This window comes from Ruegeria sp. CDSC021 (assembly GCF_059610845.1).
In genome coordinates, this window is the sequence record NZ_JBXWOK010000002.1 from 193,606 (window position 1) to 207,050 (window position 13,445).

Below are 13,445 nucleotides of genomic sequence, written 5' to 3' on the forward strand. Positions count from 1 at the left end.
TTGCGCCGCGATAATAGACGTCACGCTGTGAGGGTCCAGCTTTGAATTTTCAAAAAGTCAAATTGGGCACGGGCCTGTATTTTGTTGCCACTCCGATCGGGGCGGCGCGCGACATTACACTCAGGGCGCTAGACGTGTTGGCGTCGGCGGATATGATCGCCGCCGAAGACACGCGCAGCCTGCGCCGGTTGATGGAGATTCACGGCGTTCCTCTCGAGGGGCGCCGCATTCTTGCCTATCACGATCACAGCGGTGCAGGCGCCCGCGGCAAAATCCTGGACGCGCTGGCTGAGGGGAAATCGGTGGCCTATGCGTCTGAGGCCGGAATGCCTCTGATCGCGGACCCGGGATATGATCTGGGACGACAGGCGGCCGAGGCGGGGCATACTGTCACCTGCGCGCCGGGGCCGTCCGCCGCGCTGATGGCGCTGACGCTGGCCGGTTTACCGACGGATGCCTTTTTCTTTGCGGGGTTTTTGCCCAATGCCTCAGGCGCGCGCCGGACGCGGATCGAGACGCTGCGAGATGTGCCTGGGACGTTGGTATTTTATGAATCTCCGAAACGTGTGGCGTCCTGTCTGTCGGATCTGGCCGAGGTTCTAGGGGAAAACAGGCAGGCCGCGATGTGCCGCGAATTAACCAAGAAATTCGAAGAAGTTCGGCGCGGGTCGCTGGCAGAGCTGGCAGAAGAATTGGCGAGTCAGACGGTCAAAGGCGAAATTGTTCTGCTGGTAGACCGTGGCGCTTCGGAAACTGTTAACGATTCAGACATAGAAGAGGCTTTGATACGCGCCCTGGAAACTCATTCAGTACGCGATGCGGCGGATTTGGTGTCGCAGATGTATAAACTGCCGCGTCGACCGATCTATCAGAAGGCGCTGAAACTCGGGAAAAGGTAAGATGACCTCACGCAGCACTGTCCGAAGTTCGGTTTCTTATCATGCGGGTCAGGCGGCGGAACAGCAGGTTGCGGCAGATTACGAGCGGCGGGGATATTCCATAGCACATCGCCGTTGGCGCGGGGCAGGGGGCGAGATTGATCTGATCGTCCGCAACGGCGATGGATTGGTTTTCGTCGAGGTCAAGAAAAGCACAAGCTTTGAGATGGCTGCTGCCCGGATCAAACGGCGCCAGATGGACCGTATCTGTGCCTCGGCTGCCCAATTTCTGGAAGGGGAACCCAACGGCCAGCTGACAAATGTTCGGTTTGATGCGGCTTTGGTGGATGCGTTCGGCGCGGTGCAAATCATCGAAAACGCCTTTGATCAGGTCTGACCCCATTGAACCCCCGGCCTGGCTGGGCCATGTATCTGGCGTGAAACTGAGGGACACGCCATGAAAATTGCCTTTCAGATGGACCCGATCGGGGCCGTGGATATCAATGCCGACAGCTCATTCCGTCTGGCCGAAGAGGCACAGGCGCGCGGGCATACGCTGTTCTTCTACAGCCCTGACAAACTGGCTTATCAGGAGGGCCGGATCACGGCCCGCGGCCACGATATGACGGTGCAGCGCGTGGCTGGAAACCCGGCAGAATTGGGGCCCGAGCGCGAGGTTGATCTGGCCGAGTTCGACGTGGTCTGGCTGCGTCAGGATCCCCCGTTTGACATGCACTATATCACTTCCACCCACCTGCTGGACCGGCTTAAGGGACAGGCGCTGGTGGTAAATGATCCATTCTGGGTTCGGAACTATCCCGAAAAACTCCTGGTGCTGGATTTCCCTGATCTGACGCCACCGACAACCATCGCCCGCGATCTGCAGACGATTAAGGCGTTCAAAGAAAAGCACGGCGATATTATCCTGAAACCGCTTTATGGAAATGGCGGTGCGGGGGTGTTCCGGTTGGATGGCAACGACCGGAACCTGACATCTTTGCACGAATTGTTCACCGGGTTTTCGCGCGAACCTCTGATCGTTCAGAAATTCCTGCCCGATGTCAGCAATGGCGACAAACGGGTCATTCTGGTGGACGGTCAGGCTGTGGGTGCAATCAACCGTGTTCCCGCCAAAGGTGAAACACGATCCAACATGCATGTGGGGGGACGGCCCGAAAAGGTTGGTCTGACGGATCGCGATCTTGAGATTTGCGCAGCCATTGGACCTTTGTTGAAGGAAAAAGGGCAGGTTTTTGTTGGTATCGATGTAATCGGCGATTACCTGACCGAGATCAACGTGACTTCGCCAACCGGAATTCAGGAATTGGAACGGTTTGATGGCGTGAACATCGCAGAAAAGATTTGGCAGGCCATCGAAGCCAGGCTTTAAGATGCAATATTGGCGCTGATGCGAAAGCTCAGCGCCTCGGCCACATGGGGTCTTCGGACATCTGATGCGCCGTCCAGATCGGCGATGGTGCGCGCGACCCGCAAGATGCGGTGAAAGGCGCGCGCTGACAAACCAAATTTCTCGGCCGCTTTCAACAGCAGCTCTTTTCCTTCGGCATCCGGCGCGGCGATTTCTTCCAGCACATTGCCCTCAACATCCGCATTCTGGCGCGCGGACGTTCCAGTGTATCTTTGCGCTTGAACCGCACGCGTCTGCTCGACACGCGCGGCAACCGTGGCCGAACTGTCCCCGGATGGAGGCAGGTCAAGGTCGGTGAACCCGACCGGAGGCACCTCGATCCTCAGGTCGAACCGATCTATCAGCGGGCCTGATATGCGCCCCAGATAATCCTCGCCGCAGACCGGCGCACGCGAGCAGGCCCGCGCCGGATCTGTCAGGTAGCCGCATTTGCAGGGGTTGGCGGCGGCAACCAGCATAAAGCGGCAGGGATATTTCACATGCGCATTGGCACGTGCAATCATGACTTCTCCGGTTTCGATGGGTTGGCGCAGGGTTTCCAGAACGGTTCGTGGGAATTCGGGAAATTCATCCATGAACAAAACCCCGTTATGGGCCAATGAGATTTCTCCTGGTTTGGCTCCTTTCCCTCCACCAACAATGGCCGCCATCGATGCCGTATGATGCGGCTCGCGAAATGGTCTGGTGCGGCTGATGCCGCCTTCGTCAAGCAGGCCGCACAGGGATTGGATCATCGAGGTTTCAAGCGCCTCGGTCGGTGTCAGCGGCGGCAATATCCCCGGCAGGCGCGCGGCCAGCATGGATTTCCCGGACCCCGGCGTGCCGATCATCATCAGGTGGTGCCGCCCTGCGGCGGCAATCTCCAACGCGCGTTTCGCCCGCTCCTGCCCTTTGACATCGCGCAGGTCGCGGGTGCTGGGGGAAAGGTTGACCTCGCCGGGCAGGGCAGCGGGCAAAGGGGCTTGGCCCGAGAAGTGGCGGACAACATCGCCCAAAGATTCAGCGCCGATCACCTGAGTAGCGTCAACCCAAGCCGCCTCGGCGCTGGAGGCCCGAGGGCACAGCAGGGTTCGGTCCTCGGCCGCGGCGGTCATCGCGGCAGGAAGCGCCCCGACAACAGGCACAAGAGACCCGTCCAGTGACAATTCCCCCAGTGAAACGGCCCCTTCAGCCGCGTCCTTGGGAATGATTTCCAGGGCTGACAGCAGAGCCACCGCAATGGGCAGGTCGAAATGGCTGCCTTCTTTGGGCAGGTCAGCGGGGGATAGGTTGATGGTGATACGCTTTGACGGCAGGGCAATGGCCATCGAGCTTAGCGCGCTTCGGACGCGATCGCGGGCCTCTGAAACTGCTTTGTCGGGCAGGCCGACGATGGAAAAGGCAGGCAACCCCGGTGAAACCGCGCATTGCACCTCGACCGGGCGGGCGTCGACACCTTGAAAGGCGACTGTATGAGAACGAGCGACCATGAACGACCTGCTTGGTTAACAGGTCGTTACTGGCACGCCGCCGGTTTAGGAATCGTTAACGGCGCTGACCATCTGAGTGAATTTCGGCCATGCCTCCGGATCGGCGAGGGTTTTGTCGCGGCAGAACCGATTGCAGAATCCCCAGCGCTGACCGTCCAGGTCCAGAAAATCTGTGACGGGCTCTCCGGAATAGGGGCAGGTCTGGTTGACCGAGGGACCGCTCTGGGCGGCCACAGCAGACGATGCCCCGCCGATTGGCCAGGGATCCGATTGAAGGTCCAGCGAATACGGGAAAGGGTCGTACTGGACTGTCAGACCCATCGCACGCCACTGCCTGACAACCGGATCCGACAGGAGGGTCAGGCAATAGTCCCGGTTGGCGTCCGAAACAGGTAGCCCATAACCGATGATCCGCGCGGCAACGGGCGTGTAAAACACATCCACCAAAGAATATGTACCGAACAAAGGGCCGGTGTTCGCCCCAGACACTTGGCGCGCATGATCCCAAAGGGTTTCGATCCGGCGCAGGTCAGAAAGCGTTTCGGCCGCCGGTTCGAACCCCTTCCAACTATGAAGCAGCTGCATCGCGCATTCCCCGCGGAGGGCTGAAAACCCGGCCACCATCTCGGTGCAAAGCCACCGTGCAGTGGCGCGGGCAGCCGCGTCAGAGGGCCACAATCCGACCTGTGGGTGGCGCTCAGCCAAGGTCTCGGCCATGGCAAGGCTTTCACCAACCACAGTTCCGTCTGGCAGGCGCAGAGCAGGCACCAGACGCGCCGGGAACAGGGTTTTCATATCCTCGGCCATAGTGCCTGAATAAAGGCCGATCATGTGGTTTCGATAGGGCAGGTCGAACTTCTCCAGCATCAACCAACCACGCAAGGACCAACTGGAAAACAGGCGGTCTCCGATAAACAAATCATAGGTCATGGGTCTAGGATGACTCAGGCTATTCAATCCGTAAAACAGAGATTTGTGCGCGGCCTGATCACGGGCAGTGATTGATCCGACCGACCGACCAACGGTCGCCGTGATGAGTAATCTCAGTCACGGAAAGATTGTCGATCCGGTGGCCGAAAGCCTCTTGCGCGTCCACATCCATGGCACGCTGGACCTGTGTCAGGATGACGCCGAAATGGGCAACAATGATCAGGTCCTGGCCGGTGTGATCGCCAATCAACCTGTCAATAACCGCGTTGACGCGGGCTCGGACTTCATTCCAGCTTTCGCCGTTTGGCGGGCGAACTTCACCGGGATTGTCCCAGTAGGCGAAGGTTAGTTCGGGGTCTTCGGCCTCGATTTCCTCGAAGCCCCGCAATTCCCAACTGCCAAAATTGATCTCACGCAGGTCGGGGTGGTGGGGCAGGCGGTGCCGGGTGCCCTGTACCGCCGAAGCCGTGTCAGCGGCACGGCACAGGTCGGATGAGATCAACAACCCGTTGGCCGGCAGGTAGCTTTGTAGCCGACCAATGGCGGCGTGGTCGCTTAGGTCAGCAGGCAGATCGGACCAGCCGACCATGGTTTTGGCATGGGTCGGACCATGCCTGACTAGATGCAGACGCGTCATGGCAGTTGCCCTTTCAACACCACAGGAAGCCCGGCGGTGACCTGAACCACCAGATCAGCCTGCGCGGCGAGCGCGATGTTCAGGCGGCCTTGCGCCTCGCGGAATTGGCGAGACAGGGCGTTGCCCGGGACGATCCCGTGGCCAACCTCGTTCGAGACGATGACGACCGGGGCAGGACAGTCTCGTAACGCATCAAGCAGTGCTGTCTGGGCCTGCTGCAGGTCGTGTTCCGCCAGCAGGTGATTGGTTAGCCACATGGTAGCACAATCTATCAGACAGATCTGATCCGGGGTCAGCTCGGCCAGCGTTGCGCCAAGGTCCAGGGGGGCCTCGATCGTGTACCAACCGCTGCCGCGCTGTGAAACATGGCGCTTAACCTTATCGCGCATCTCATCATCAAACACTTGTGATGTGGCCAGATAAACGCGGCTTTTCCCTGATAAAACAACAAGTTGCTCGGCGAATGCCGACTTGCCTGAGGCTGCTCCGCCCAGCACAAAGGTTAAATCCGAACCCACGATCATTACCTTTTAAGTGATCCACCTGGTGTTGTTCTGCGTATCGACCATGGGTCGGCAAGGCAAGCCCGGGCCGCGCCAGCGAAAAAGGGAGATTTCCATGGCACTGGACAGCGCAAACGATTTCTCGATGTCGCGCAGGGCGATGAAGGCCGAGTTACTGGATGCAGAAACCGAGTTGAAGCTGGCCTATGCCTGGCGCGACCAGCGCGATGAAAAGGCGCTGCACCGGTTAATCACCGCCTATATGCGACTGGCAATTTCGATGGCGGCCAAGTTCAAACGTTATGGCGCGCCGATGAACGACCTGATCCAAGAGGCCGGATTGGGTCTGATGAAGGCCGCTGACAAATTTGACCCGGATCGCGGGGTTCGGTTCTCGACCTACGCCGTCTGGTGGATCAAGGCGAGTATCCAGGACTATGTAATGCGAAACTGGTCAATGGTTCGGACCGGGTCCACCTCTGCCCAGAAATCCCTGTTTTTCAACATGCGTCGCGTCCAGGCCCGGCTTGAACGCGAAGCGGCCACTGATGGGATGGCGCTGGACCGTCACCAGTTGCACCAGATGATAGCAGCCGAGATCGGTGTTCCGTTGCGCGACGTTGAGATGATGCAAGGCCGGCTGGCAGGGTCGGATTTCTCGTTGAACGCTGTGCAATCCACGGATGAAGACGGGCGCGAATGGATCGACGCGTTAGAGGATGACCGGGAACAGGCCGCTGAAACCGTTGAAAACAAGCACGACACCGAACAGTTGCGCGAATGGCTGGTGATGGCGATGCAGGCCCTCAACGACCGAGAGCGCTTCATAGTGCGCGAACGCAAGCTGCGTGAACCGGTGCGCACACTGGAAAGCCTGGGTCAGGAACTGGGCCTGTCGAAAGAGAGGGTGCGTCAGCTTGAAGCCGCGGCTTTTGTAAAAATGCGTAAGAACCTTGAAGCTCAATCGCGCGAGGTGCAACACTTCATCGCATGAAACAGATTGCGATTCTGATGTGTACGCTGATGGTTATGGCTGGGTCCGGTCATGCCGATGACCTGATCCCTGACGATGTCGCGGCAGCGATGCGAATGGCAGACGTTGTTTTGCTGGGCGAAACCCATGACAATCCCCGCCATCATCTGGTTCAGGAACGGGCGATTACATTGATCGACCCCTCCGCCGTGGTCTGGGAAATGGTCACCGAGGAAGGCGCGCAGCGCCTGGCGCAAAAAGCGGCGTCCGATCCCGAAGAACTGTCACGCATCCTGCGTTGGGCGGAATCCGGCTGGCCCCCTCTCAGCCTGTATTACCCGATCTTTCAGGCCACGGATGCGCCGGTCTATGGCGCAATGGTCCCGCGTAAGGCAGCGCGTACAGCGATGGAACGTGGCGCTGCAACTGCGCTGGGCGCTGACGCAGCGCGGTTTGGGTTGACCGTTCCTCTGTCAAAGGCGGAACAGGCGGCGCGCGAGGCTGACCAGATGGCGGCGCATTGCGATGCGCTGCCGGAAAGCGCTCTGCCGCAGCTGGTTGCGATCCAAAGGTTGCGCGATGCGGTGCTGGCACGGGCCATATTGCGTGCCGTTGACGAAACTGGTGGCCCGGTTGCAGTTATCACCGGAAATGGCCATGCGCGAAAGGACCGCGGTATTCCGACATTCCTGTCGCGTCTGCGTCCGGGTCTTAAAGTGTATGTCCTGGGTCAGTCTGAAGACGGTACGATCCAAGGGGACTATGATGCAGTCATCGACAGCCCGACCGCGGACCGAGAAGACCCCTGCCTGGCCTTTCAACCGCAGAATTAACCGCTGGAACTGTCGGGCGCGCTTGCCTAATGTCGGGGCCGACCGAGACGGGAAGGGCACAACATGCTGGCATCGAAACGGATTCTGCTGATCATTGGTGGCGGTATTGCTGCCTATAAGTCACTTGATCTGATCCGGCGACTGAAGGAACGCGGCGCCGCCGTTACGCCGGTCCTGACCCGCGCAGCAGAAGAATTCGTGACACCTCTGTCTGTTGCCGCGCTGGCCGGCGAGAAGGCCTATCGCGATCTGTTCGATCTGACCGATGAGGCCGAGATGGGGCATATCCAGTTGTCCCGCTCTGCGGATCTTGTCGTGGTTGCTCCGGCGACTGCGGATTTAATGGGCAAAATGGCAGGTGGGTTGGCGAATGATCTGGCCTCGACCCTATTGATGGCGACTGACACACCGGTTCTGTGTGCGCCTGCGATGAATGTCCGTATGTGGGATCACCCGGCGATGCGTCGTAATTTTGAACAGTTGCAGGCGGACGGCATTCGTTTTGTCGGGCCGAACGAAGGCGACATGGCCTGTGGCGAATATGGTCCGGGCCGCATGTCGGAACCGCTTGAGATCGTCGCCGCGATTGAGGCATCGCTGGGCAGCGGACCGCTCAGCGGTAAACGCATTCTTGTGACCTCGGGTCCCACGCACGAGCCGATTGACCCGGTGCGCTATATCGCGAACCGCTCATCCGGGGCGCAGGGCACAGCGATTGCACGTGCTCTGTCTGCGTTGGGTGCAGAGGTTGTGTTTGTAACCGGACCTGCCGAGGTTCCTGCACCCGATGGGGTCGAGGTTGTGCGGGTTGAAACAGCCCAGCAGATGTCAGACGCGGTGGATGCAGCATTGCCTGTCGATGCCGGGGTATTTGCCGCCGCCGTGGCGGATTGGCGGGTGGCCAGCGCGTTGGACCGCAAGCTGAAAAAGACGCGCGACGGTCTTCCGGCGCTGGATTTTGCTGAAAACCCGGACATTCTGAAGCGGGTCGCCAAGCTGGACGATGGACGCCCCGCGCTAGTTGTTGGCTTTGCTGCGGAAACCGACAACGTGATCGAACATGCGACCGCCAAACGCGATCGCAAAGAGTGCGACTGGATCGTTGCCAATGATGTCAGCCCTGCGACCGGGATCATGGGAGGGGCCGAAAACGCGGTGATCCTGATTTCCGACGATGGGGCCGAGGAATGGCCACGCATGGGCAAAGACGCAGTGGCCGAAAAACTGGCACGCAAGATTTCCGACGCGTTGGCCGGTTAGACAAGAGGATATCCGATGGTAGCAATTCGTGTGATCCGTGAGGACGGGGCCGACCCTTCGGTGCCCTTGCCATCTTATGAAACCACCGGAGCGGCAGGTGCGGATGTGCGTGCAAACTTGCCGGACAAGACGCCGGTCACGCTGCTGCCCGGTCAACGGGCTCTGGTTCCCACCGGACTGCGGATTGAAATCCCAAATGGGTATGAGGTGCAGGTCCGGCCCCGCTCGGGCCTTGCGTTGAAATACGGGATCACGCTGCCCAATACGCCGGGTACGATCGACAGCGACTATCGCGGCCCTCTGGGGGTGATCCTGTTGAACGCTGGGCAGGAGAGCTTTGAAATCACACATGGGGAACGTATCGCCCAACTGGTCGTCGCCCCGGTGGTGCAGGCGTCATTTGAGGCCACGGATACGCTCAGCGATACTGACCGCGGTGCAGGCGGGTTCGGTTCGACCGGGCGCGGCTGATGTTACTTGTCCTGATCATCGCCGCAGCGCTTTGGGGGCTCGGCTATCTGGCCGGCGTGTCACGCAATGCACTGATGATTTCGGTTGGGGTGTTGTTGCTGGGGGTAATCTCGGCACAGCTGGTTTTGCCCCTTGGTAACCCCCTGCGTCAGGCCACGGGTGGTTCTGCTGCGACCTGGTTGATTTTGGTTGGTACGGCGGTTCTGGTTCTGATCTATGGAAAGGGACTGAAAGCGCTGCGAAAACGCGCGGCGCCGGCCTCGAACAAGGAGCCAGCCATGCCCTCAGACAAATTCTCCGAGACCGAGCTTGACCGCTATGCCCGCCATATCGTGTTGCGCGAAATTGGTGGGCCAGGGCAGAAAAAGATGAAGCAGGCCCGCGTGCTTGTGATCGGCGCCGGGGGGCTTGGGGCGCCCGCTTTGCAGTATCTGGCTGCGGCCGGGGTCGGCACGATCGGGGTGATTGATGATGATGAGGTTGAGAACGCCAATCTTCAGCGTCAGGTGATCCACCAGGATGCGGATATCGGCATGCCCAAGGTTTTTTCGGCCCAGCAGGCCATGCTGGCGCAAAACCCGAATGTGGTTGTTCTGCCCTATCACCGCCGACTGACCGAAGAGGTCGCCACCGAGCTATTTTCCGATTTTGACGTCATCCTGGACGGAACTGATAATTTCGACACGCGCTATTTGGCCAATCGCACGGCGGTCGCGTTGGGCAAGCCGCTGATTTCGGGGGCTCTGTCGCAATGGGAAGGCCAGCTCAGCGTTTTCGACCCGGCCAACGATGCGCCTTGTTATCAGTGCATTTTCCCCGAGGCTCCGGCTCCAGGTCTGGCCCCGTCCTGCGCCGAGGCTGGGGTGATCGGCCCCTTGCCTGGCGTCGTCGGTTCGATGATGGCTGTTGAGGCGATCAAGGTGATCACCGGGGCGGGTCTGGCACTGAGGGGTGAGATGCTGATTTACGACGCTCTCTATGGCGAAAGCCGCAAGATTACACTGCCTCGCCGTGCAGATTGCCCCGTTTGTGGCAAAGGATAACCCCCCTGCTCTGGATCGAACGCGCCGTCGTTCTTAGGTAGGGGACAAAGGAGACTTCAATGACCAACCCGATTCTGTCCGCCTGGACCAGCGCGTTCGAAATTGCACCGTTCGACACGATATCCGACACGGATTTCGCCCCGGCCCTGGACGCGGCCATGCAGGCCCATAACGCTGAGATTGGCGCGATTGCCTCTAACCCGGAGGCCCCGACTTTTGCCAACACGGTCGAAGCGCTGGAAGCTGCAGGAGAGATGATGGACAAGGTTCTGTCTGTATTCTTCACGGTCGCGGGCGCAGACAGCAATCCCTTGCGTGAGGAGTTGCAGCGCGAATTTTCACCCAAGCTGGCCGCGCATTTCTCGGGGATTTCGTCCAACAAGGCGTTGTTTCAGCGGGTCGCCGACCTGTGGGCGCGCAAGGATGAACTGGGCCTGACGGATGAGCAGGCACGCGTTCTGATGCTGTCGCATCGCGGGTTTGTGCGCGCTGGTGCGGCGCTTGAGGGAAACGAAGACACGCGGATGCAAGAGATCAAAGCGCGGCTTGCCTCGCTGGGGACGTCCTTCACCCAGAACCTTCTTGCCGATGAGCGCGATTGGTTCATGGAATTGTCCGAAGATGACCTACAGGGGCTTCCTGATTTTGTGGTCAATTCTGCCCGGGCAGCGGGTGAGGAAAAGGGTGCAAAAGGACCGGTTGTCACCCTGTCCCGGTCACTGATCGTACCGTTTCTGCAGTTTTCACCGCGCCGGGATTTGCGCCAGAAAGCCTATCGCGCATGGACTGCCCGGGGGGCAAATGGCGGCGAGACTGACAACCGGGAAATTGCCGCCGAAATCCTGCAGTTGCGTCAGGAACGTGCAAAGCTGCTGGGCTATGAAAGCTTTGCCGATTTCAAACTGGAAACCGAAATGGCCCGCACGCCCGACCGCGTCCGTGATCTGCTGATGCAGGTTTGGGAGCCTGCCAAAACGCGCGCCAATGCTGATGCCGAAATCCTGACGCAGATGATGCAGAATGATGGGGTCAATGGGCCCTTGGAAGCGTGGGACTGGCGTTACTACGCCGAGAAACGCCGCAAGGCTGAACACGATCTCGATGAGGCGGCGCTGAAACCGTACCTGCAGTTGGATCGCATGATCGAGGCCTCTTTTGCCTGCGCGAACCGTTTGTTCGGGCTGGAATTCAAGCAGTTGGACATACCGCTGTACCATCCGGACTGCCGGGCCTGGGAGGTGACACGGAACGGGCAACATATCGCGGTGTTCATTGGGGATTACTTTGCACGCGGCTCCAAACGGTCAGGCGCTTGGTGCAGCGCGATGCGCGGGCAGGCAAAGTTTCCCAAGGTGCAGGCTCCGGTCGTGATCAACGTCTGTAATTTCGCCAAGGGTGATCCGGCGCTGCTGTCTTATGACGACGCTCGGACTTTGTTCCATGAATTCGGCCATGCGTTGCACCAGATGCTGTCGAACGTGACCTATGAAAGCATCTCGGGCACCTCCGTTGCGCGCGACTTTGTCGAGCTGCCCAGCCAGCTATACGAACACTGGCTTGAAGTCCCAGAGGTTCTGGCCGAATTCGCCACTCATGCCGAAACCGGCGCGCCGATGCCGCAGGAGATGCTAAAGAAAGTGCTCAAGGCCGCCAATTTCGATCAGGGGTTCCAGACTGTAGAATATGTGGCCTCGGCGCTGGTTGATCTGGCCTTTCATGAGGGCGCAGCGCCCGACGAGCCGATGGCGAGACAGGCAGAAGTTCTGGCGGATCTGGGAATGCCCGCGGCAATCGGGATGCGCCATGCCACGCCGCATTTTGCGCATGTGTTTGCTGGTGACGGCTATAGCGCTGGCTATTACAGCTATATGTGGTCCGAGGTCATGGATGCTGACGCCTTCGCCGCGTTCGAAGAGGCGGGGGGCGCCTTTGATTCCGAACGCGCAAAAGCGCTTGAGGAAAATATCCTGTCCACCGGCGGTTCCCGCGAAGCCGAAGAACTATATCTGGCCTTCCGCGGTCGTTTGCCGGGGGTTGAGGCCCTGCTGAAGGGGCGCGGCCTTATCGCAGCCTAATATCCCAATTCGCGGTCAACGAGGTGCAGGAAAGGCTCGCCCGCCTCACCTCTGCGAATATTTTCACAGATCACCTGCGCCGATGTAACGGGGCGGGTTTCAGAGGCAATGTGAGGCGTCACCGTGACGTTTGGATGCGTCCAATACGGGTGGCTCGCAGGCAGCGGCTCGACCCGGAAAACATCCAGCGTTGCGTGACCGATCTGGCCCGTATCCAGAGCTGCCAGCAAGGCGTGATCGTCGATCAGCGGTCCTCGGCCCGGGTTGATGATATGCGCACCCTTAGGCATCAGCGACAGGGTTTCGGCGTTCAGTGTGTTTTCCGTGGCAGGCGTATCGGGCAGCAATAAAACCGCGATCTCGGCCTGTGTCAGTGCCGCACGCAACCCATCCTCACCGTGAAAGCAGGTGACCCCGGGGATGGCCTTGGCCGAGCGGCTCCAGCCGGTAACGTTGAAATTCAGTGTCGACAGCGCGCGGGCTGCGGCCTCTCCCAATGCGCCAAGGCCCAGGATGCAGACGGTTCTGTCCGAGGCCAGCGGTGGTGGATCTGGGGCCCAAACCCCATCCTGAACCGTGATGTGCCGGTCCATACCCAGATGATAGCGCAGCACGTGACCGACGACCCATTCGGTCATTCCCTGCGTCAACCCGTGGTCCACCATTCGCGCCAGCGGCACAGTCAGAGTGTCATTCTCGACGATGCTTTCGATCCCAGCCCATAGGCTGAGCACGGCCTTGAGGCGGGTGTAAGGTGCAAAATCCCGTAAGCCGCTATTGGGCGCATAGACGACGTAATCCACCTGATCTGGTTCAAACGTGGTGCCTAGCTGAAACGCGACCCCGGCATTAGTCAGGTACTGTGTCATCAAGGGTTGATACACGGGCCATAGTTCGGGGCGTGCCGAGAACAGGATGTTTGCAGTCATAACGGGCCTTTCGGA

14 protein-coding genes are annotated in these 13,445 nt (G+C 59.5%); 9 read left to right on the forward strand and 5 right to left on the reverse strand.

What is annotated here, in order from left to right; translation table 11 throughout:
* Window positions 1–41 precede the first annotated feature (41 nt).
* From rsmI to gshB, 3 genes are read left to right on the forward strand one after another with little or no spacing between them, the layout of a single operon-like run.
* On the forward strand, window positions 42–899 hold the full coding sequence (gene rsmI / locus AC2FGB_RS05895) for a 16S rRNA (cytidine(1402)-2'-O)-methyltransferase (RefSeq protein WP_496693592.1): 858 nt from the start codon (window positions 42–44) through the stop codon (window positions 897–899).
* Window position 900: 1 nt separating this feature from the next.
* Entirely contained in the window at window positions 901–1,275 is a 375-nt protein-coding gene (locus tag AC2FGB_RS05900) for a YraN family protein (RefSeq protein ID WP_142635564.1), read from the forward strand.
* 60 nt (window positions 1,276–1,335) lie between these two features.
* Window positions 1,336–2,268, forward strand: a complete 933-nt coding sequence (gene gshB / locus AC2FGB_RS05905) for a glutathione synthase (RefSeq protein WP_281995201.1) — start codon at window positions 1,336–1,338, stop codon at window positions 2,266–2,268.
* Here gshB and AC2FGB_RS05910 read toward each other — a convergent pair.
* From AC2FGB_RS05910 to cobU, 4 genes are read right to left on the reverse strand one after another with little or no spacing between them, the layout of a single operon-like run.
* Window positions 2,265–3,776 (reverse strand): YifB family Mg chelatase-like AAA ATPase, encoded by a 1,512-nt coding sequence (locus AC2FGB_RS05910; RefSeq protein ID WP_282021625.1) that lies wholly within the window; start codon window positions 3,774–3,776, stop codon window positions 2,265–2,267. The genes gshB and AC2FGB_RS05910 overlap by 4 nt on opposite strands.
* A gap of 45 nt (window positions 3,777–3,821) precedes the next feature.
* Window positions 3,822–4,706: a glutathione S-transferase N-terminal domain-containing protein gene (locus AC2FGB_RS05915; RefSeq protein ID WP_496693593.1), complete on the reverse strand. Its 885-nt coding sequence runs from the start codon at window positions 4,704–4,706 to the stop codon at window positions 3,822–3,824.
* A gap of 58 nt (window positions 4,707–4,764) precedes the next feature.
* The gene (locus AC2FGB_RS05920; protein ID WP_496691771.1) at window positions 4,765–5,343 is read right to left on the reverse strand and encodes a histidine phosphatase family protein; all 579 of its coding nucleotides are present in this window, start codon (window positions 5,341–5,343) and stop codon (window positions 4,765–4,767) included.
* Window positions 5,340–5,861, reverse strand: coding sequence for a bifunctional adenosylcobinamide kinase/adenosylcobinamide-phosphate guanylyltransferase (cobU, locus tag AC2FGB_RS05925; RefSeq protein WP_496693594.1), 522 nt, complete (start codon window positions 5,859–5,861; stop codon window positions 5,340–5,342). Before cobU ends, AC2FGB_RS05920 begins: the two co-directional genes overlap by 4 nt.
* Before the next feature lie 100 nt (window positions 5,862–5,961).
* Between cobU and AC2FGB_RS05930 the strand changes: the two genes are divergently transcribed.
* From AC2FGB_RS05930 to AC2FGB_RS05955, 6 genes are all read left to right on the forward strand, one after another.
* Entirely contained in the window at window positions 5,962–6,840 is an 879-nt protein-coding gene (locus AC2FGB_RS05930; RefSeq protein WP_142635576.1) for an RNA polymerase factor sigma-32, read from the forward strand.
* Window positions 6,837–7,652, forward strand: coding sequence for a ChaN family lipoprotein (locus AC2FGB_RS05935; protein WP_496693595.1), 816 nt, complete (start codon window positions 6,837–6,839; stop codon window positions 7,650–7,652). Before AC2FGB_RS05930 ends, AC2FGB_RS05935 begins: the two co-directional genes overlap by 4 nt.
* Window positions 7,653–7,715: 63 nt before the next feature.
* Window positions 7,716–8,912, forward strand: coding sequence for a bifunctional phosphopantothenoylcysteine decarboxylase/phosphopantothenate--cysteine ligase CoaBC (gene coaBC, locus AC2FGB_RS05940; protein WP_496693596.1), 1,197 nt, complete (start codon window positions 7,716–7,718; stop codon window positions 8,910–8,912).
* A gap of 15 nt (window positions 8,913–8,927) precedes the next feature.
* Entirely contained in the window at window positions 8,928–9,383 is a 456-nt protein-coding gene (gene dut, locus AC2FGB_RS05945; protein WP_496688939.1) for a dUTP diphosphatase, read from the forward strand.
* Window positions 9,383–10,426, forward strand: coding sequence for a HesA/MoeB/ThiF family protein (locus tag AC2FGB_RS05950; RefSeq protein ID WP_496693597.1), 1,044 nt, complete (start codon window positions 9,383–9,385; stop codon window positions 10,424–10,426). The genes dut and AC2FGB_RS05950 overlap by 1 nt, the downstream gene beginning before the upstream one ends.
* A 59-nt stretch (window positions 10,427–10,485) precedes the next feature.
* The gene (locus AC2FGB_RS05955; RefSeq protein ID WP_496693598.1) at window positions 10,486–12,501 is read left to right on the forward strand and encodes a M3 family metallopeptidase; all 2,016 of its coding nucleotides are present in this window, start codon (window positions 10,486–10,488) and stop codon (window positions 12,499–12,501) included.
* Here AC2FGB_RS05955 and AC2FGB_RS05960 read toward each other — a convergent pair.
* Window positions 12,498–13,430, reverse strand: coding sequence for a 2-hydroxyacid dehydrogenase (locus AC2FGB_RS05960; RefSeq protein ID WP_496693599.1), 933 nt, complete (start codon window positions 13,428–13,430; stop codon window positions 12,498–12,500). The two genes, AC2FGB_RS05955 and AC2FGB_RS05960, sit on opposite strands and share 4 nt — an antisense overlap.
* Between the last annotated feature and the right edge of the window lie 15 nt (window positions 13,431–13,445).

Coding starts and splice junctions, on each gene's coding strand:
- AC2FGB_RS05900 (WP_142635564.1), top strand. CDS start 901: ATGACCTCACGCAGCACTGTCCGAAGTTCGGTTTCTTATCATGCGGGT.
- gshB (WP_281995201.1), top strand. CDS start 1,336: ATGAAAATTGCCTTTCAGATGGACCCGATCGGGGCCGTGGATATCAAT.
- AC2FGB_RS05910 (WP_282021625.1), bottom strand. CDS start 3,776: ATGGTCGCTCGTTCTCATACAGTCGCCTTTCAAGGTGTCGACGCCCGC.
- AC2FGB_RS05915 (WP_496693593.1), bottom strand. CDS start 4,706: ATGACCTATGATTTGTTTATCGGAGACCGCCTGTTTTCCAGTTGGTCC.
- AC2FGB_RS05920 (WP_496691771.1), bottom strand. CDS start 5,343: ATGACGCGTCTGCATCTAGTCAGGCATGGTCCGACCCATGCCAAAACC.
- AC2FGB_RS05930 (WP_142635576.1), top strand. CDS start 5,962: ATGGCACTGGACAGCGCAAACGATTTCTCGATGTCGCGCAGGGCGATG.
- AC2FGB_RS05935 (WP_496693595.1), top strand. CDS start 6,837: ATGAAACAGATTGCGATTCTGATGTGTACGCTGATGGTTATGGCTGGG.
- coaBC (WP_496693596.1), top strand. CDS start 7,716: ATGCTGGCATCGAAACGGATTCTGCTGATCATTGGTGGCGGTATTGCT.
- dut (WP_496688939.1), top strand. CDS start 8,928: ATGGTAGCAATTCGTGTGATCCGTGAGGACGGGGCCGACCCTTCGGTG.
- AC2FGB_RS05950 (WP_496693597.1), top strand. CDS start 9,383: ATGTTACTTGTCCTGATCATCGCCGCAGCGCTTTGGGGGCTCGGCTAT.
- AC2FGB_RS05955 (WP_496693598.1), top strand. CDS start 10,486: ATGACCAACCCGATTCTGTCCGCCTGGACCAGCGCGTTCGAAATTGCA.
- AC2FGB_RS05960 (WP_496693599.1), bottom strand. CDS start 13,430: ATGACTGCAAACATCCTGTTCTCGGCACGCCCCGAACTATGGCCCGTG.